We start from the raw sequence: 16,847 nt of genomic DNA on the forward strand, positions 1-16,847 counted from the left end.
CCCCACCCGTGACGCGACCGCAGGTTCAGACGGTGAGCAGGGCGTGCACCGGGACATCGCCGAGCCGGTCGCGCCCGCCCAGTCCCGCGATCTCCAGCAGCACCCCGAACCCGACGACCCGCGCGCCTGCCGCGGTGAGCAGGTCGCACGCCGCAGCGGCGGTCCCGCCGGTGGCCAGCACGTCGTCGATGACGAACACCGCGGTGCCGGGCGCGACGGTGTCGGCCGGCAGCTCGATGGTGGCCGTGCCGTACTCCAGCTCGTACGTGCGCGAGGCCGCGACCTTCGGCAGCTTCCCGGCCTTGCGCACCGGCACGACCCCCACACCCGCCACCAGCGCCGCCGCAGCACCCACCAGGAACCCGCGCGCCTCCACACCGGCCACCAGGGACGCCTCACCGGCGCGCGCGGCCAGCTCCGTGGCGACGGTGGTGAACGCCTCCGGGTCGGCCAGCACCGGGGTGATGTCGCGGAACAGCACCCCGGGCTGCGGGTGGTCGGGGACGTCGCGGACCAGGTCGCGGACCCGTTCCAGCTCCAGGTCGGGCGCCGTATCGGGCTCGCTCACCGGCGGCGCTTCCCGCTCGGACGGGCCGGAGCACCCCGCGTGCCGGCGCGCCGATCGGCCCGCTGTGCACGGGCCGGAGCGCTGGCCGCGGCGGCCATGGCCCGCTCGCGGCGCTGCTCGGCGGCCGACCCGTCGTCGACGGGCAGGGCCTCGGTCTCCAGGTCGACGTCGGTGCCGTCGTCGTCCGCGGGCTCGCCGGACGCTTCCTGGGCTCGCCGCCTGCGCTTCTGCGCGACGCGGGCGGCATGCGCCCGGTAGCGCTTGTCCCGCATCTTCAGGTCCACCAGCAGCGGCGTGGCCAGCAGGATCGAGGACAGCGCGCCCGCGATGATGCCCACCAGCTGCACGAGCGCGAGGTCGGCGAGCGTGCCGACGCCGAGCAGCCCGACGCCGACCACCAGCAGGCCGAGCACCGGCAGCACCGCGATCAGCGAGGTGTTGATCGACCGCATCAGGGTCTGGTTGACCGCGAGGTTCGCCGCCTCCGGGTACGTGCGGCGGGTCAGTCCGAGCAGCCCGCGGGAGTTCTCCTTGACCTTGTCGAACACCACGACGGTGTCGTAGAGGGAGAAGCCGAGGATGGTGAGGAGGCCGATGACCGTCGCGGGGGTGACCTCGAAGCCGACGAGGGAGTAGATGCCCGCCGTCACGAGCACGTCGTGCAGCAGCGCGACGAGCGCCGCGGCCGCCATCTCGCGCTCGAAGTAGAACGCCAGGAACAGCGTCACGAGCACCAGGAACACGCCGAGCGCGATCAGCGCCTGCCGGGTGATCTCCCCGCCCCAGGTGCCCGAGACGGCCGAGTCGCTGATCACCCGCAGGTCCGGCTGGCCGTCGGCACCGATCGGCCGGAACGTGTCGAACAGCCCCTGCCGGAGGTTCACCAGCTCCGTCGGGCTCAGCGCCTGGGCCCGGATCTGGATGGTCGCCGCCGTGCCCGTGCCGACCGCCTGCACGGCCGCGGGCTCGCGGCCGACCGTCCGCTCGAAGACCTGGCGGACGGCCTCCACGTCGGCCGGAGCGGCCGCCGTGTGGGCCGGGAACTGGATCTGGCTGCCGCCGGTGAAGTCGATGCTGGCGTTGAACCCCCGGAAGATGACCGAGAGCAGGCAGATCAGCATCAGCAGGCCGAAGACGGTGTACCAGATCTTGGACTTGCCGACGATGTCGAAGGCACCCGTACCGGTGTAGAGCCGGCTGAACACACCCTGGCGCCGGGGCGCGGCGGTCGCGCTCATGTCAGGCCCCCTTCGACATGGAGACGCGGGTCTTGGCCCGCCGGTCGGCACCGATCCGCGCCACGGCCCCGAGACCGGACAGCGACGGACTGGAGAACACCCTCGAGTTCGATGCCAGCGCCACCAGCGGGTGCGTCACGAGGAACACGACCACCAGGTCGAGCACCGTGGACATGCCCAGGGTGAACGCGAAGCCGCGGACCTGCCCGACGGCCAGGGCGTAGAGCACGCCGGCCGCCAGGAACATCACCGTGTCGGCCGACAGGATGGTGCGCCGGGCCCGTACCCAGGCCCGCGGGACGGCCGACCGGAACGACCGGCCCTCCCGCACCTCGTCCTTCAACCGTTCGAAGAAGATCACGAACGAGTCGGCCGTGATGCCGATGGCGACGATGAACCCGGCGACGCCGGCGAGGTCGAGGGTGAACCCGATCCAGCGCCCGAGCAGCACGAGCACCGCGTACACGATCGACGCAGACAGGACCAGCGAGAGGATCGTGAGGATCCCCAGCACCCGGTAGTAGATGAGGCAGTACACGAAGACCAGCGCCAACCCGATCGCGCCGGCGATCAGGCCTGCCTCCAGCGACGCCAGGCCGAGCGTCGCCGACACGGTCTGCGCGTCGGACGAGGTGAACGACAGCGGGAGCGAGCCGTACCGCAGGATCCCGGCCAGCTCGGTGGCCGAGCGCTGGGTGAAGTTGCCCGAGATCTGGGTGCTGCCGTAGATCGGGCCCTGGATCTGCGGCGCCGACACCACCGCGCCGTCCAGCGTGAAGGCGACGGCCTTCCCGACGTTGGCCGTCGTGTAGGCGCCCCACTTGCTCGCCCCGTCGGCCTTGAAGCTGAGGTTGATGATCCACCGGAAGCCCCGGTCGTCCTGCTGGGCCTGGGCGGTGGCGATGTCGGTGCCCTGCGGCAGCGGCAGCGCGCTCTTGTCCGCCGGATCCGGGCCGAGCAGGTACTTCGTGGTGCCCTCGCGGTCGCACGTGATGAGCGGCAGGTTCGGGTCGTCGAAGCCCCGCAGCGGGTCGTTCGGCGGGCAGGTGTAGCTGGCGAAGGTGGCCTGCACGACCTGCGGGTCGGTGCTCTGCCGGGTCGACTTCGCGAGTCTGATGGCGGCGGCCAGCTCCGGGTCGGCGGGTTCCTGCGCTCCCGGCGCGGCGGGGGCCGGGGTGGCAGCCGGTGGTGGCGGCTCGGGCGACGGCGGCGGCGTCTGCAAGGGGCGGTCGTACGACACCGGCGTGACCTGCGGGACCTGGCCGGCGCCCTGCGGCTTCTCGGTGGGCGATGCCGGGGTGGCGGTCGGGGCTGCGGTCGGGGCTGCGGTCGGGGCTGCGCTCGGTGCACCCGAGGCAGGCGTGCCCGCCGGGGGAGGCGCCGGGTTCACCGCCGCCGAGCTCAGCACCGAGCGGAACCGCACCTGCGCGGTCTGCCCGAGCGAGCGGGCCCGCTCGCCGTCCTGGCCGGGCACGGTGATCGTGATGTTGCTGCCGTCCAGCACGACCTCGGCGCCCTGCACGCCCAGCCCGTTCACGCGCTGGTCGATGATCTGCTGCGCCTGGACCAGCTGGTCCCGGGGCGGGATCGCGCCCTCCTCGGTGCGGGCCTGCAGGTTGACGCGGGTGCCGCCCTGCAGGTCGATGCCGAGTTTCGGGGTCGGGTTGCGATCGCCGGTGAAGAACACCAGCGCGTACATCGCGGCCACGATCGCCACGAACACCGCGAGATAGCGCCAGGGGCGGATCTGCCCCGGGGTCGTTGCCACTGGATCGCCACTGCCTTCGGTCTGAGGTTCCGGTGTGAAGAGTTCCGACCAGGCCGCGCCGCCGCGCGGCTACCGCTCAGCTGCGGGCTGCACCGTTCGAGTCGTTGTTCTTCTCGAGCGACGGCGGCGTGTCGTCGGTGGAGGCAGCGGGCGTCTCGGCCTCGGTGGCGGCGTCCGCGGTGTCGGGGGCGTCCGCGGTGTCGGTGTCCTCGACCTTCTGCCGGACCGCGCCGCGCACCCAGGTGGTGACGACGCCCTCGGCGATCTCGAGGTCGACGGTCTCCTCGTAGGACGCGTCGACGACCGTGCCGCGCAGGCCGGCGATGGTGATGACGACGTCACCCTCGGCCAACGAGGACTGCAGGGCCTGCTGCTCGTTCATCTGCTTGCGCTGCTTGCGCGCCTGCAGGAACAGCGGCACGAACAGCACCAGCAGGAGCAAGGGGAAGATCAGTGTGAGGTCCATGGTCTCCGTAGTCTCCGCACGTCGGAAGCCACCAGAGTCTGCCAGCTCCCACTTCAGAACAATGCGGCAGGGCCACCAGGGAGACTGTCGGGCGGCGGGGTGATCCCGAGGTGGGCCCATGCCGCCGCGGTGGCCACCCGGCCCCGCGGTGTGCGGGCCAGCATCCCGGCTCTCACTAGGTACGGCTCGCAGACCTCCTCGACGGTACCCGGCTCCTCACCTACAGCGACGGACAACGTCGAGATGCCCACCGGGCCACCGCCGAAGCTGCGGACCAGCGCACCGAGGACCGCGCGGTCGAGCCGGTCGAGGCCCAGCTCGTCCACGTCGTAGACGGCCAACGCGGCGCGCGCGACCCCGCGGTTGACGGCGCCGTCCGCGCGCACCTCGGCGAAGTCGCGCACCCGCCGCAGCAGCCGGTTCGCGATGCGCGGGGTGCCGCGGCTGCGGGAGGCGATCTCGGCGGCCCCGTCCGGGCGCAGGTCGACGTCGAGGATCGTGGCCGCCCGCCGCAGCACCCGCTCCAGGTCGGCAGGCTCGTAGAACTCCATGTGGGCGGTGAACCCGAAGCGGTCGCGCAGCGGCCCGGTCAGTGCGCCCGCCCGGGTCGTGGCTCCGACCAGCGTGAACGGGGCGATGTCCAGCGGGATCGACGTCGCGCCCGGGCCCTTGCCCACCACGATGTCGACCCGGAAGTCCTCCATCGCCAGGTACAGCATCTCCTCGGCGGGCCGCGCGATGCGGTGGATCTCGTCGATGAACAGGACGTCGCCCGGGGCGAGGTTGGAGAGCATCGCGGCCAGGTCGCCCGCCCGTTCCAGGGCCGGGCCGCTGGTCAACCGGATCTGCGCGCCCAGCTCCGCCGCGATGATCAGCGAGAGGCTGGTCTTGCCCAGCCCCGGCGGGCCGGACAGCAGCACGTGGTCGGGTGGGGCACCGCGCCGGCGAGCCCCTTCCAGCACCAGCTCCAGCTGCTCCCGCACCCGCGCCTGCCCGACGAACTCGGCGAGGTTCCGCGGCCGCAGCGACGCGTCGACCAGCAGGTCCTCCGGCCCGGGAACGGCCGACAGCTCGTCACTCACCGCAACCACCCTCGTTCCGGTGCCTCCGTCGAGAACGACGTTACGGTGATCAAACAGCCCTGTTGATCACCACAAGTTCGTTCTCGACGGGGGGTGGGGGTGGTGGGCATCACGGGGTGTGACGTCACCGGCTGCGGCCCAGGCGGGACAGGGCCGCGCGCAGCAGCGTGCTGGCGTCCGCGCCGGCCTGCTCGGCCAGCACCGCGGCGACGGCCTGCTCGGCCGGCTTCGCCGTGAACCCGAGCCCGACGAGAGCCTCGACGACCTCGTCCGTCGGCCCGCCGGCGCTGCCGGGCAGCACCGCGGGGGCCGCGCCGGGCGGGTCCACCTTGTCGCGCAGCTCCAGCACCAACCGCTCCGCACCCTTCCGGCCGATGCCCGGGACGCGCGTGAGCGCCGTGATGTCGCCCTCCGACAGCGCGCGGCGCAGCGCGTCCGGGTCGAGGACCGCGATCGTGGCGAGCGCGATCCGCGGCCCGATCCCGCTCACCGTCTGGACCAGCAGGAACAGGTCGCGCTCCTCGTTGCTGGTGAACCCGAACAGCGTCATCGAGTCCTCGCGGACGACGAGCGTGGTGGCCAGGCGTGCCTGCTCGCCGCGGCGCAGGGTGGCCAGCGTGCTCGGCGTGGCCTGGACGGCGTAGCCGAGGCCGCCGACATCGACGACGACGTGGTCGAGGCCGATCTCCAGCACCTCGCCGCGCACCGAGTTGATCATGTCCGTCCCTTCGCCGCGGCTGCCAGCCGCGCTTTGTGCGCTTTCGCCAACTCGTCGGAGCGGGCCTTCGCAGCGGCCATCCGGTCCAGCATCGGCGCCCGCCAGCAGTGGCAGATGGCCAGGGCCAGGGCGTCGGCCGCGTCGGCCGGGCGCGGCGCCTCGGCGAGCCGCAGCACGCGCGTCACCATCGCGGTGACCTGCTCCTTGCCCGCGCGGCCCTCCCCCGTGACGGCAGCCTTGACCTCGCTCGGCGTGTGGAAGGCGACCGGCAGACCGGCCTGCGCCGCCATCAGCGCCACGACGCCGCTGGCCTGCGCCGTGCCCATCACGGTGCGCACGTTGTGCTGGCTGAACACGCGCTCGATCGCGACGACCTCCGGCCGGTGCCGCGCGATCCACGCCGCCACCTCGGTGGCCACGACGTGCAACCGCCGCTCCAGCGGGGCGTCCGCCGGCGTGCGCACCACCCCGACATCGACCGCGGAGACCTGCCGGCCCCCGCCGCCGTCGACGACGCCGAGCCCGCACCGGGTCAGCCCCGGGTCGACGCCGAGCACCCGCACCGCAGCCCCTTCCGCTCCCGAGCGCGAACAGTCGTTCGAGCCGGAAGGTTACCGGGGCGCCGGGCGGACCCGACGAGGACGCGCCGTTCCGTTCAGGCGTGGCGCTCGAACACGCTGTCCAGGTGCGGCGAGCTGGACCAGCGGTCCCTCACGTCCCGGCCACCCGCGCCGTCAGGCTGAACCAGTTGCCGGAGTCGTCGCGCAGGATCGCCTCCAGCCCGTACGGCCGCTCCACCGGCTCCTGCAGGAACTCCACGCCCCGCGCCGAGAGTTCCGCGTAGGTCTTGCGCACGTCATCGGTCTCGAACACACCGGTGCCGAGCGCGCCCTTCGCGACGAGCGCGCGGATCGCCGCGGCCGACTCGTCGTCGTTACCCATGTGGGGATCGGCCAGGATGATCTCCAGCTCCGGATTGCCCGGCGGGCTCACCGTCAACCAGCGGAAGCCGTGGCCGGCGCCCTCGAACCCGTCGCCCATCGTCACGTCGGTGTTCAGGGTGAAGCCCAGTTTCTCCGTGTAGAACGCCTTCGCCCGGTCCTGGTCCAGCACGTAGCACGTGACGTGCGAGAAGCCACTGATCATGCGGTCGAGGCTAGGGCTGCGGACCACGTCGGAGCTTGTCCGAGGTTGCGGTACCCGGCCGGCCCCACGCCATCGCGAAGCAGCCGGGGATGCGCGGGCCGCCGTCGGCGTGCCGGGTGCGGTAGGCGCTCGGCGATTCCCCCATCAGCTCGGAGAACGTGCGGCTGAACGTGCCCAGGCTGGAGAACCCGACCGCCGTGCACACCTCGGTGACGGTCAGGTTCGCCGAACGCAGCAGGTCCGCGGCCCGTTCGATGCGTCGCCGCGTCAGGTAGCGGCCGGGCGTCTCGCCGTACGCGGCGCGGAAGGTGCGCACGAAGTGGTAGCGCGAGTACCCGGCGGCCGCCGCGATCGCGTCGAGGTCGAGCGGCTCGGCGAACCGACGGTCCATCAGGTCGCGGGCACGTCGCAGGTGGAACACGGCGGGCACCGCGGGACGTCCCGGCTCGGCCATGCGGACCAGTGTCGCGCGGCGCGGGCCGCCCGGTCACGCATCTGTCACCTCCCGGCTAGTACCGGCGCAGCCGCGCGGGCCCTACGGTCGCAGGCCATGCGGATGGGGACGCTCGTGGCAGGGGTGCTGGTGATGGCCGCCGGATTCGGCCTCGCCGCACTGCAGATCGGCTGGCCCGTGCTCGTCGCGGGAGCCCCGTTCGTGTTCGGCGGCGTGGTGGTCGTCCTCTTCACCTACCTCGACGCCATGCAGAAGGAGCACGCCCGGCAGTACCGCTACGCGCAGGCGCAACAGCAGTGGGCTGCGGCGACGGCCTGGGACGGCGGCCCCGACGCCGGCTACGACGAGCCACCCGCGTGGACGGGCTACCGCCCGCGCCAGGACGAGGACACCCTCGACTCCGAGGAACTCCTCGAGCTGATCCGCGGCGTGGAGACCGAGGCACCGGGCGACAGCGGAGCAGCGGAACCGGGCAGCACCGCCGGTTAGTGCGCGGCGTCGTCCCAGCTGCGCCCGTAGCCCACCGACACCTCCAGCGGCACCTTCAGGTCCGCCGCTGCCCCCATCTCGCGCCGCACGAGTGCCTCCACGGCCTCCCGCTCGCCGTCAGCGACCTCCAGCACCAGCTCGTCGTGCACCTGCAGCAGCATCCGGCTGCGCAGCCCCTCCGCTGCGAGCGCCCGGTGCACGCCCAGCATCGCGACCTTGATGATGTCGGCGGCGCTGCCCTGGATCGGCGCGTTGAGCGCCATCCGCTCGGCCATCTCGCGGCGCTGCCGGTTGTCACTCGTGAGGTCGGGGAGGTACCGCCTGCGGCCGCGGATCGTTGCGGTATAGCCCTCCTTGCGGGCCACGTCGACGACGCTGCGCAGGTAGTCGCGGACTCCGCCGAACACCTCGAAGTAGTCGTCCATCAGCGCCTTGGCCTCGTCGGTGGAGATCCGCAGCTGGTTGGACAGCCCGAACGCCGACAGCCCGTAGGCCAGGCCGTAGTTCATCGCCTTGATCTTGGCCCGCTGGGCGGGGGTGACCTCGTCGGTGGCCACCCCGAAGACCCGCGAGGCGGTGTCGGCGTGGAAGTCCTGCTGCGAACGGAACGCCTCGATCAGCGCCGCGTCGTCGGACAGGTCGGCCATGATCCGCATCTCGATCTGGCTGTAGTCGGCCGTCATCAGCTCGGCGTAGCCCTCGCCCACGATGAACTTGTCGCGGATCCGCCGACCCGCCGCCGTGCGGATCGGGACGTTCTGCAGGTTGGGCTCGGTGGACGACAGCCGGCCGGTGGCCGCGATGGTCTGGCTGTACGTGGTGTGGATGCGCCCGTCGGAGGCCACCGACTTGAGCAGGCCCTCGATGGTGACCTTGAGCCTGGTGGCGTCGCGATGCGCGAGCAGGTGCTGCAGGAACGCGTGCCCGGTCTGCTCGAAGAGGGTCTGCAGCGCGTCGGCGTCGGTGGTGTAACCCGTCTTCGTGCGCTTGGTCTTCGGCATGTCGAGCTCGTCGAACAGCACGACCTGCAGCTGCTTCGGCGAGCCGAGGTTGATCTCCTTGCCGATCACCGAGTACGCGTCCTGCGCCGCCTGCCGGACCTGCGCGGCGAACTCGGCCTCCAGCTCCTCCAACGCGGCGACGTCGACGGCGATGCCGGCGTGCTCCAGGTCGTTGAGGACGTACTGCAGCGGCAGCTCCAGCTCGGCGAGGAGCTCCGTGCCGCCCTTCTCCGCCAGCTCGACGTCGAGCGCGTCGGCCAGGTCGGCGACGGCGGACGCCGCCACCATCTGCCCGTCGGCGACTGCGGTGTCGGCCTCCTCCTCGCCCCCGAGCAGCGACAGCTGCCCGTCGGCCGGGCCGCCCTCGATCACGAGCTCCCGGCGCAGGTGGCGCAGCGTGAGGTCGGCCAGGTCGAACGTGCGCTGGCCGGGCCGCGACAGGTAGGCCGCGAGCGCGGTGTCGCTGGTGAGGCCGCCGAGGGTCCAGCCGCGGCCCCGCAGGGCGTGCAGCGCGGCCTTCGAGTCGTGCGCGGCCTTCGCGACGGCCGGATCGGCCAGCCACTCCCCCAGCGCCTGCTCGTCGTCGGGCGTGAGCATGGTGACGTCGATGTACGCGGCCTGCGGCACGCCGGCGGTGGCGCCCGCGGCGCGCGCCTCCACGGTGGGCTCGCCGGTGGCCAGCCCGATCCCTGCGAGGTCACCGTCGACGGCGCCGCCGGTGATGCCGTGGAAGGCCAGTCCGACCCGGCGCCCGTCGCGGGCGTGCTCGTCGAGCCAGGCCCGGACCGTGCCGGGCGCGAGCGCGCTGCCCTGCACCTCGATGCCGCCCTCGGCCTCCGGCTCGGCGCTCTGGAGGGTGGAGAACAGCCGCTCGCGCAGGACGCGGAACTCCAGCTCGTCGAACAACCGGTGGACCGCGTCGCGATCCCACGGCCGCACCTCGAGGTCGTCCGGCTCGGCGTCCATCGGCACGTCGCGCACGAGCTCGGTGAGCTGGCGGTTGAGCAGCACGTTGGCGAGGTTCGCGCGCAGCGTGTCGCCCGCCTTGCCCTTCACCTCGTCGACGCGGTCGGTGAGCTCGGCGAGCGACCCGAACTCGCGGATCCACTTCGCCGCCGTCTTCTCGCCCACGCCGGGCATGCTCGGCAGGTTGTCGCTGGGGTCGCCGCGCAGTGCCGCGAAGTCCGGGTACTGCTCAGGCGTGAGCCCGTAGCGGTCCATGACCGCGGCCGGGTCGATCCGGCCCAGCTCGGACACCCCGCGGGTGGGGTAGAGCACCATCACGTTGTCGGTGACCAGCTGGAACGAGTCGCGGTCGCCGCTCGTGATCTGCACCTGGTAGCCCGCCGCCTCCGCCTTGGTGGTGAGCGTGGCGATCAGGTCGTCGGCCTCGTACCCCTCGACCCCGAACCAGGGGATCTGCAGTGCGCCGAGCACCTCCTTGATCAGGTCGACCTGACCGCGGAAGTCGTCGGGCGTGGTGGTGCGGTTCGCCTTGTAGTCCGCGTAGCGCTCCGAGCGGAACGTCTTGCGCGAGACGTCGAAGCACACCGCGATGTGGGTGGGCTGCTCGTCGCGCAGCAGGTTGATCAGCATCGCCGTGAAGCCGTAGACGGCGTTGGTGGTCTGCCCAGTGCCGGTGCGGAAGTTCTCCGCCGGCAGGGCGAAGAACGCGCGGTAGGCGAGCGAGTGGCCGTCGAGCAGCATGAGTCGCCTCCCCGTCGACGGCGGTGCGGCGGGGGACTTCGCGGAAGCTGCTGCTGCGGGGCTCATCGACGGCGAGTCTAGGACCGGCCACCGACAGTTCCGACGGGGCCGTCGTCGCCGATCGTGCGGCCCCATGACGCGGTGGTGGTCCGCACCGGGTGGGGTAACCGATCGGTGAACGGTCAGTGCGTCGGGAACTCGCCGGGACCCCTCGCACGTTCGCAATACGGACAGATGCCGCGGTACGTCCCCGCTATGCTGCCGCGGCCAAACGCTCGGACAGGGGGATCTCCTCCCCTCGAACTAGAGATTCGGAGCAGTGATGGGCGTCAGCCTCACCAAGGGTGGAAACGTCAGCCTGACGAAGGAGGCCCCGGGCCTCACCAACGTGGTCGTGGGTCTGGGCTGGGACGTCCGCACCACGACGGGCACCGAGTTCGACCTCGACGCGTCGGCGATCCTCGTGGGCCAGGACGGCAAGGTCCTCTCGGACAAGCACTTCGTGTTCTTCAACAACCTGACCAGCCCCGACGGCAGCGTCGAGCACACCGGCGACAACCTCACCGGCGAGGGCGAGGGCGACGACGAGCAGATCAAGGTCAACCTGGCCGGTCTGACCGCCGACGTCGACAAGGTCGTCTTCCCGGTCAGCATCTACGACGCCGACACCCGCCAGCAGAACTTCGGGCAGGTGCGCAACGCCTTCATCCGCGTCGTCAACGCCGCGGACCAGAAGGAGATCACCCGCTACGACCTCACCGAGGACGCCTCCACCGAGACCGCCATGGTCTTCGGCGAGCTGTACCGCAACGGTGCGGAGTGGAAGTTCCGGGCGGTCGGCCAGGGCTACGCCTCCGGCCTCGCGGGCATCGCGCGCGACTTCGGCGTCAGCGTCTGAGGCCGCGGTCGTGGCCATCGACTACAACAAGCGTCCTTCACAGGGGCAGGGCGCCGCACCGCCACCCGCGGCGGGTGGCGGTGGGGTCTCGCTGTCGAAGGTCACCCTGACGAAGTCGGCGCCCAGCGTCTCGCTGACCAAGCAGGGCGCCACGAGCGGTCAGCTGCGGGTCAACCTGCAGTGGAGCTCCGGCGCAGCCCCGCAGAAGAAGGGCCTGTTCGGCAGGCTCGCAGGCGGGGGCAGCGGTGCGATCGACCTCGACCTGGCCTGCCTGTGGGAGTTCTCCGACGGCAGCAAGGGCGTGGTGCAGGCGCTGGGCAACGCGTTCCAGGCCCCGTACCGCGGGGCGCCGATCATCCGGCTGGACGGCGACGACCGATCCGGTTCCGCGGTCGGCGGCGAGAACATGTTCATCGACCTGTCCAGGGTCAACGAGATCCGGCGCATCCTCGTGTTCACGTTCATCTACGAGGGTGTGCCGAACTGGGCCAGCGCCGACGGGGTGGTCACGCTCTACCCGACGGCCGGCCCCGAGATCGAGGTGCGTCTCGACGAGCCCGACCCCGGCTCGCCGACGTGCGTCATCGCGATGCTCGAGAACCGGGGCGGTGAGCTCGTGGTGCAGCGCGAGGTCCGCTACATCCGGGGCGGCCAGGCCGATGTCGACCGGGCCTACGGCTGGGGCATGGAGTGGACCAGGGGCAGCAAGTAGGGGACACGAAGTAGAAACAAGCAACCCCTATCCCCGTCCGGCGGCGCACCACCACGCTGACTGACACCGTTCGTCCACTTTCCACAGGGCTCGTGTCACGTCGGGGTGACGCACCAGGAGGGGTTCCCGTGCGCCATTTCAGCCATCTCGCCGGTCCGGCCGAGGAGTCGCTGTTCGAGTCGCCACCCGAGGAGTTCCACCGCGACAGCCCGTCGCGGTTCCTCGCGGTGGCGCTCGGCGCGACTCTCTACATGCCGGCCGACCGGCCGTCGTTGCCGGCCGACATCACCAAGCAGGCCGCGGCAGGCGTCACGTCCGTCGTCGTGTGCCTGGAGGACGCGATCGCGGACGAGCAGGTCGCGACCGCCGAGGACAACCTGGTCGCCACCCTGCGCGGCTTCGCCGACCTGGGCGCGGAGCTGCCGCTGGTGTTCGTGCGGGTGCGCGACCACACCCAGATCCGCGGGCTCGTCAAGCGGCTGGGCACCGCGACCGCCGTGGTGGACGGGTTCGTGCTGCCGAAGTTCACGGCCACGAGCGGCGTCGACTACCTGCATGCCGTGGACCGCGCCGACCGGGCCGTCGACCGGATGTTCCACGTCATGCCGGTCGTCGAGTCCGGTGCCGCGCTCTACGCAGAGACCCGCGTCGACGAGCTGACCAGGATGCGGGCGGTGCTGCACCGCGACCGCGAGCGCGTCCTGGCGGTGCGGATCGGGGCCACCGACCTCTGCGCCTACTTCGGGCTGCGCCGCTCCCCCGACGTGTCGATCTACGACATCAAGGTGGTCGCCGACCTGATCGCCGACGTCGTGAACGTGTTCGGCCGCGTCGACGGCAGCGGCTTCGCCGTCAGCGGCCCGGTGTGGGAGTACTTCACCGACATAGAGCGCATCTTCAAGCCGCAGCTGCGGTCCACGCCGTTCAGCGAGCACAACGTGCCGGAGCTGCGCGGGCAGCTGCTCTCCCGCGCGCTGGACGGGCTGATCCGCGAGGTGCAGCTCGACCGCGCGAACGGGCTCACGGGGAAGACGACGATCCACCCGAGCCACGTCGCCGTCGTGAACGCGTTGCAGGTCGTCCCGCTGGAGGAGTACCGCGACGCGATGGACGTGCTGGGCGCCGGTCGGGCGAGCGGCGTCATGGCGTCCGGGCTCGGCAACAAGATGAACGAGATCCGCCCGCACATGGCGTGGGCGCGGGCCACGGCCGATCGGGCGCGGGTGTTCGGCGTGTCCCGAGAAGGCATCTCGTTCGTGGACCTGCTGGCCGCCGGGATGCGGCGGTGACGGCCGCGGCTGTCCCGGTCCTCGACCGGCTCGGCATCCGCTTGATCGCCCACGGCGAACCCGAGCCGGAGACGCTGCTCGGGCTGGCGCTGCGGCACAACCCGAAGCGCGCGCAGCTCCTGGTGTCGCGGCTGCTCGGCAAGCACGTGCCGACCGACCCGCGGCTGGTGCGGGCGGCCGGGCTGCTGCTGGGTGGCCGCGTCGCCGATGCGCTGGCCGGGCGCCCGCTCCGGGACCTGCCGCACGACCTGCTCCGGGCGGCCCTCGACGGCGATCCGGCCGCTCCGGCCGCGCTTCAGGGCCACGCCGTCGCCGGCGCCGAGCCGACCGATGCGCTGGTGCTCGGGTTCGCCGAGACGGCGACCGGGCTGGGGCACAGCGTCGCCGAGGCGCTCGCGGCCGACTACCTGCACTCCACCCGGCGTCCGGTGCCCTGGTTCGAGCCGGTCGGCGGGTTCTCCGAGGAGCACTCGCACGCCACCGAGCACCTGCTCCTGCCGGCGGGCGCCACCCTGCTGCGGGGTGACCGACCGCTCGTCCTGGTGGACGACGAGCTGTCGACGGGTCGTACCGCGCTCAACACCATCACCGCCCTGCACGCCGTTGCTCCGCGGGAGCGGTACGTGCTGGCGGCGCTCGTCGACGTGCGTCCCGAGACGTCGTCGCTGGTCGACGGCGTGGCGGCACTGGGTGCCCGGCTCGACGTCGTCGCGCTGGGCCGGGCGGGCGTGCACCTGCCGGCCGATCTCGCCGCACGGGCCGAGCAGGTGAAGGCATCAGCGGTGGCGCCGACCGGACCCGCCGGCGGCGGCAGCGGGCGTCCACCGGAGCGGGTGGTCCTGGCCGACCTCGGTTGGCCGGCCGGGCTGCCCGTCGGCGGACGGCACGGTTTCCGCCGGGCCGACCACGCCACCCTCGCGGAGGCGCTCCCCCGGCTGGCGCGGACCGTCGTCACCCTCGCCGGGTTCGCCGACGGCGACCGCACGCTCGTCCTGGGCACCGAGGAACTGATGGCGCTGCCGCTGCGGCTGGCGCAGACCCTCGCCGATGCCGGCCACGACGTCGCGTTCTCCACCACCACCCGCTCCCCCGCCGTCGTCGTCGACGAGCCGGGGTACGCGCTGCGCAGCGGGATCACCTTCCCCGCGCACGACGATCCGGTCGACGGCCCCGGCCCGCGTTTCGCGTACAACGTTGCCGGGCCGTGGGACCGGATCCTCGTCGTGGTCGATCCGGCGGGCGACACCCCCGCCCTGCACACCGGCCTGCTCGCCGCCCTCGCCGCGGCCGTCCCGTCGGCGCGGATCACGGTGGTGGTCACCCCATGAGGACGTTTCCGCCCGTCCTGCGCGGGCCTGCGTTCGGCAGCTACGCCGCCGACGAGGTCGGCTGGCTGCTCACCGACCTCTCCGACGTCGCGCTCGAAGCGCCGACCGAGGAACGCGAGGAGGCGGTGCAGTCCGGCGGCGCGCACTACGCCGAGTCGCTGCCGCAGGAGTTCCAGCCGGACGCCGCGTACCTGCGGCTCTACCAGGACACCCTGGCCGCCTCGGCGGACCGGCTCGCGCACGCCGTCGGCACGGTGGCCGAGCTCGTGCTGGCCGAACGCGGCTCCGACGTGACGCTGGTGTCGCTGGCCCGGGCCGGTACCCCGATCGGTGTGCTGCTGCGCCGGTGGGCCGCCGCTCGGCACGGGCTGGACCTCCCGCACTACGCCGTCTCCATCGTGCGCGGGCGCGGGATCGACCGGGTCGCGCTGGAGTGGCTGGCGGCGCACCACGACCCGGCGCGCGTCGTCTTCGTCGACGGGTGGACCGGCAAGGGCGCGATCACCCGGGAGCTGGCGGCGGCGCTGGCCGGCACCCCGTTCGATCCGACCCTGGCGGTGCTGGCCGATCCCGGCCGGTGCACCCCGGTCTTCGGCACGCGTGAGGACTGGCTGATCCCGTCGGCGTGCCTGAACTCGACGGTGTCCGGCCTGGTGTCGCGCACGGTGCTGAACGACCGGCTGATCCTCCCCGGCATGTTCCACGGGGCGAAGTTCTACGCCGAGCTCGCCCCGGCCGACGTGTCGAACGCCTTCCTCGACACCGTCACGGCGGCGTTCGCGCAGGTCGGCGACACGTCGGCGCCCACCGACCGCGCCCCGGACCACGCCGGGTGGGCGGCGGTCGACCGCATCGTCGACGAGTACGGCATCGGCGACCCGAACCTGGTGAAGCCCGGCGTGGGCGAGACGACGCGGGTGCTGCTGCGCCGCGTGCCGTGGAAGGTGCTGGCTCGGGCCGGAGCGCCGGCCGCCGATCTCGCGCACGTGCGGCTCCTGGCCGAGCAGCGTGGCGTGCCCGTCGAGGAGGTGGCGGACCTGCCCTACACCTGCGTCGGGCTGATCCATCCGCGGTTCACCCGCGGCGCCACCGGTGCTGACGGCCTGGCCGCGACGGGGGTCCCACGGTGACCACCGTGGCCTGCCTCGACCTGGACCGCACGCTGATCTACTCCGCGAACGCGCTCGACCTGCGCGTCCCCGACGCGCAGGCGCCGCGGCTGCTGTGCGTCGAGCTGTACAAGGGGATGCCGCTATCGTTCATGACCGAGGAGTCGGCGGCCGAGTTGGAGAAGCTCGGCGCGCTCGCGACGGTCGTGCCGACCACCACCCGCACCCCCGAGCAGTACGCGCGGGTGCACCTGCCCGGTCCCGCCCCGCGCTACGCGATCACGAGCAACGGCGCGCACCTGCTGGTCGACGGCGTGCCGGACCCGGCGTGGACGGCTGCCGTGCACGAGCGGCTGGCGGGCTGCGCGCCGTTGCCGCAGGTCCGGGCGCGCCTGGAGGCGATGTCCGGGCCGTTCGTCCTGACGCTGCGGACAGCGGGCCTGGAGAGCGGTCCCGGGTTCGTCTACGCGGTGGTCGACCGGGCCGCGCTGCCCGCGGGCTGGGTCGCCGAGCTCGCGGACTGGTGCGCGCCGCACGGCTGGCGGGTGTCGCTGCAGGGCCGCAAGGTCTACGCGGTGCCGGTGCCGTTGACGAAGTCCGCGGCCGCGCGCGAGGTGCTCGCCCGCTGCGGTGGCGACCGGCTGCTCGCCGCAGGCGACTCGCTCCTCGACGCGGACCTGCTCGAGGCGGCCGACGCCGCGGTGCGTCCCGCGCACGGCGAGCTCGCCGACACCGGCTGGACGCGCCCGCACGTGGCCGTCACAGCAGCGCGGGGCGGCTGGGCGGGCGCGGAGATCCTGGGATGGCTGCGTGAGCACAGCGCGCCACCCATGGCAGGCTAGAACCGGACGAAAGTCCTAAAAGGGAAGGGAAG

The 16,847-nt window shown here is 72.6% G+C and carries 17 protein-coding genes; 7 read left to right on the forward strand and 10 right to left on the reverse strand.

The window, feature by feature from the left end; all coding sequences use genetic code 11:
• Positions 1-25: 25 nt before the first annotated feature.
• The 9 genes from ACQEVB_RS28320 to ACQEVB_RS28360 all read right to left on the reverse strand — a co-directional run bounded on the left by ACQEVB_RS28320 (position 26) and on the right by ACQEVB_RS28360 (position 7,440).
• Positions 26-568, reverse strand: coding sequence for an adenine phosphoribosyltransferase (locus tag ACQEVB_RS28320; protein ID WP_432977545.1), 543 nt, complete (start codon positions 566-568; stop codon positions 26-28).
• The gene (secF, locus tag ACQEVB_RS28325; RefSeq protein ID WP_432977548.1) at positions 565-1,806 is read right to left on the reverse strand and encodes a protein translocase subunit SecF; all 1,242 of its coding nucleotides are present in this window, start codon (positions 1,804-1,806) and stop codon (positions 565-567) included. Before secF ends, ACQEVB_RS28320 begins: the two co-directional genes overlap by 4 nt.
• Position 1,807: 1 nt before the next feature.
• Positions 1,808-3,574: a protein translocase subunit SecD gene (secD, locus tag ACQEVB_RS28330; protein ID WP_432977551.1), complete on the reverse strand. Its 1,767-nt coding sequence runs from the start codon at positions 3,572-3,574 to the stop codon at positions 1,808-1,810.
• A gap of 76 nt (positions 3,575-3,650) precedes the next feature.
• Positions 3,651-4,040 carry a preprotein translocase subunit YajC gene (gene yajC / locus ACQEVB_RS28335; RefSeq protein ID WP_432977554.1) on the reverse strand — a complete coding sequence of 130 codons (390 nt, stop codon included), beginning with the start codon at positions 4,038-4,040 and terminating at the stop codon, positions 3,651-3,653.
• A gap of 53 nt (positions 4,041-4,093) precedes the next feature.
• On the reverse strand, positions 4,094-5,122 hold the full coding sequence (gene ruvB, locus ACQEVB_RS28340) for a Holliday junction branch migration DNA helicase RuvB (RefSeq protein WP_432977557.1): 1,029 nt from the start codon (positions 5,120-5,122) through the stop codon (positions 4,094-4,096).
• A gap of 124 nt (positions 5,123-5,246) precedes the next feature.
• The gene (gene ruvA / locus ACQEVB_RS28345; protein WP_432977560.1) at positions 5,247-5,840 is read right to left on the reverse strand and encodes a Holliday junction branch migration protein RuvA; all 594 of its coding nucleotides are present in this window, start codon (positions 5,838-5,840) and stop codon (positions 5,247-5,249) included.
• Complete coding sequence (gene ruvC / locus ACQEVB_RS28350) at positions 5,837-6,403, reverse strand: crossover junction endodeoxyribonuclease RuvC (protein WP_432977563.1); 567 nt, start codon at positions 6,401-6,403, stop codon at positions 5,837-5,839. Before ruvC ends, ruvA begins: the two co-directional genes overlap by 4 nt.
• Before the next feature lie 148 nt (positions 6,404-6,551).
• Positions 6,552-6,986, reverse strand: a complete 435-nt coding sequence (locus tag ACQEVB_RS28355) for a VOC family protein (protein ID WP_432977566.1) — start codon at positions 6,984-6,986, stop codon at positions 6,552-6,554.
• A 10-nt stretch (positions 6,987-6,996) separates the two neighbouring features.
• Positions 6,997-7,440 (reverse strand): helix-turn-helix transcriptional regulator, encoded by a 444-nt coding sequence (locus ACQEVB_RS28360; RefSeq protein ID WP_432977569.1) that lies wholly within the window; start codon positions 7,438-7,440, stop codon positions 6,997-6,999.
• A 96-nt stretch (positions 7,441-7,536) separates the two neighbouring features.
• On the opposite strand from ACQEVB_RS28360, the gene ACQEVB_RS28365 reads away from it, so the two are divergent.
• On the forward strand, positions 7,537-7,929 hold the full coding sequence (locus tag ACQEVB_RS28365) for a hypothetical protein (RefSeq protein ID WP_432977572.1): 393 nt from the start codon (positions 7,537-7,539) through the stop codon (positions 7,927-7,929).
• Here the strand turns inward: ACQEVB_RS28365 and polA are convergent.
• Positions 7,926-10,703, reverse strand: a complete 2,778-nt coding sequence (gene polA, locus ACQEVB_RS28370) for a DNA polymerase I (RefSeq protein WP_432977575.1) — start codon at positions 10,701-10,703, stop codon at positions 7,926-7,928. The two genes, ACQEVB_RS28365 and polA, sit on opposite strands and share 4 nt — an antisense overlap.
• 256 nt (positions 10,704-10,959) lie before the next feature.
• Between polA and ACQEVB_RS28375 the strand changes: the two genes are divergently transcribed.
• From ACQEVB_RS28375 to ACQEVB_RS28400, 6 genes are all read left to right on the forward strand, one after another.
• Positions 10,960-11,535, forward strand: coding sequence for a TerD family protein (locus ACQEVB_RS28375; protein WP_432977578.1), 576 nt, complete (start codon positions 10,960-10,962; stop codon positions 11,533-11,535).
• 10 nt (positions 11,536-11,545) lie between these two features.
• Positions 11,546-12,247 (forward strand): TerD family protein, encoded by a 702-nt coding sequence (locus ACQEVB_RS28380; protein ID WP_432977581.1) that lies wholly within the window; start codon positions 11,546-11,548, stop codon positions 12,245-12,247.
• Between the two features lie 128 nt (positions 12,248-12,375).
• Positions 12,376-13,536, forward strand: coding sequence for an HpcH/HpaI aldolase/citrate lyase family protein (locus ACQEVB_RS28385; RefSeq protein ID WP_432977584.1), 1,161 nt, complete (start codon positions 12,376-12,378; stop codon positions 13,534-13,536).
• Positions 13,533-14,864, forward strand: coding sequence for a phosphoribosyltransferase family protein (locus ACQEVB_RS28390; protein ID WP_432977587.1), 1,332 nt, complete (start codon positions 13,533-13,535; stop codon positions 14,862-14,864). Before ACQEVB_RS28385 ends, ACQEVB_RS28390 begins: the two co-directional genes overlap by 4 nt.
• Complete coding sequence (locus tag ACQEVB_RS28395) at positions 14,861-15,994, forward strand: cysteine protease StiP family protein (RefSeq protein ID WP_432977590.1); 1,134 nt, start codon at positions 14,861-14,863, stop codon at positions 15,992-15,994. Before ACQEVB_RS28390 ends, ACQEVB_RS28395 begins: the two co-directional genes overlap by 4 nt.
• Positions 15,991-16,815, forward strand: a complete 825-nt coding sequence (locus ACQEVB_RS28400; protein ID WP_432977593.1) for an HAD family hydrolase — start codon at positions 15,991-15,993, stop codon at positions 16,813-16,815. Before ACQEVB_RS28395 ends, ACQEVB_RS28400 begins: the two co-directional genes overlap by 4 nt.
• Positions 16,816-16,847 lie beyond the last annotated feature (32 nt).

It is taken from the genome of Pseudonocardia sp. CA-107938, from assembly GCF_050936315.1.
GTDB lineage: Bacteria > Actinomycetota > Actinomycetes > Mycobacteriales > Pseudonocardiaceae > Pseudonocardia.

Coding starts and splice junctions, on each gene's coding strand:
- ACQEVB_RS28360 (WP_432977569.1), bottom strand. CDS start 7,440: ATGGCCGAGCCGGGACGTCCCGCGGTGCCCGCCGTGTTCCACCTGCGA.
- ACQEVB_RS28375 (WP_432977578.1), top strand. CDS start 10,960: ATGGGCGTCAGCCTCACCAAGGGTGGAAACGTCAGCCTGACGAAGGAG.
- ACQEVB_RS28395 (WP_432977590.1), top strand. CDS start 14,861: ATGAGGACGTTTCCGCCCGTCCTGCGCGGGCCTGCGTTCGGCAGCTAC.
- secF (WP_432977548.1), bottom strand. CDS start 1,806: ATGAGCGCGACCGCCGCGCCCCGGCGCCAGGGTGTGTTCAGCCGGCTC.
- ACQEVB_RS28365 (WP_432977572.1), top strand. CDS start 7,537: ATGCGGATGGGGACGCTCGTGGCAGGGGTGCTGGTGATGGCCGCCGGA.
- polA (WP_432977575.1), bottom strand. CDS start 10,703: ATGAGCCCCGCAGCAGCAGCTTCCGCGAAGTCCCCCGCCGCACCGCCG.
- ACQEVB_RS28355 (WP_432977566.1), bottom strand. CDS start 6,986: ATGATCAGTGGCTTCTCGCACGTCACGTGCTACGTGCTGGACCAGGAC.
- yajC (WP_432977554.1), bottom strand. CDS start 4,040: ATGGACCTCACACTGATCTTCCCCTTGCTCCTGCTGGTGCTGTTCGTG.
- ruvA (WP_432977560.1), bottom strand. CDS start 5,840: ATGATCAACTCGGTGCGCGGCGAGGTGCTGGAGATCGGCCTCGACCAC.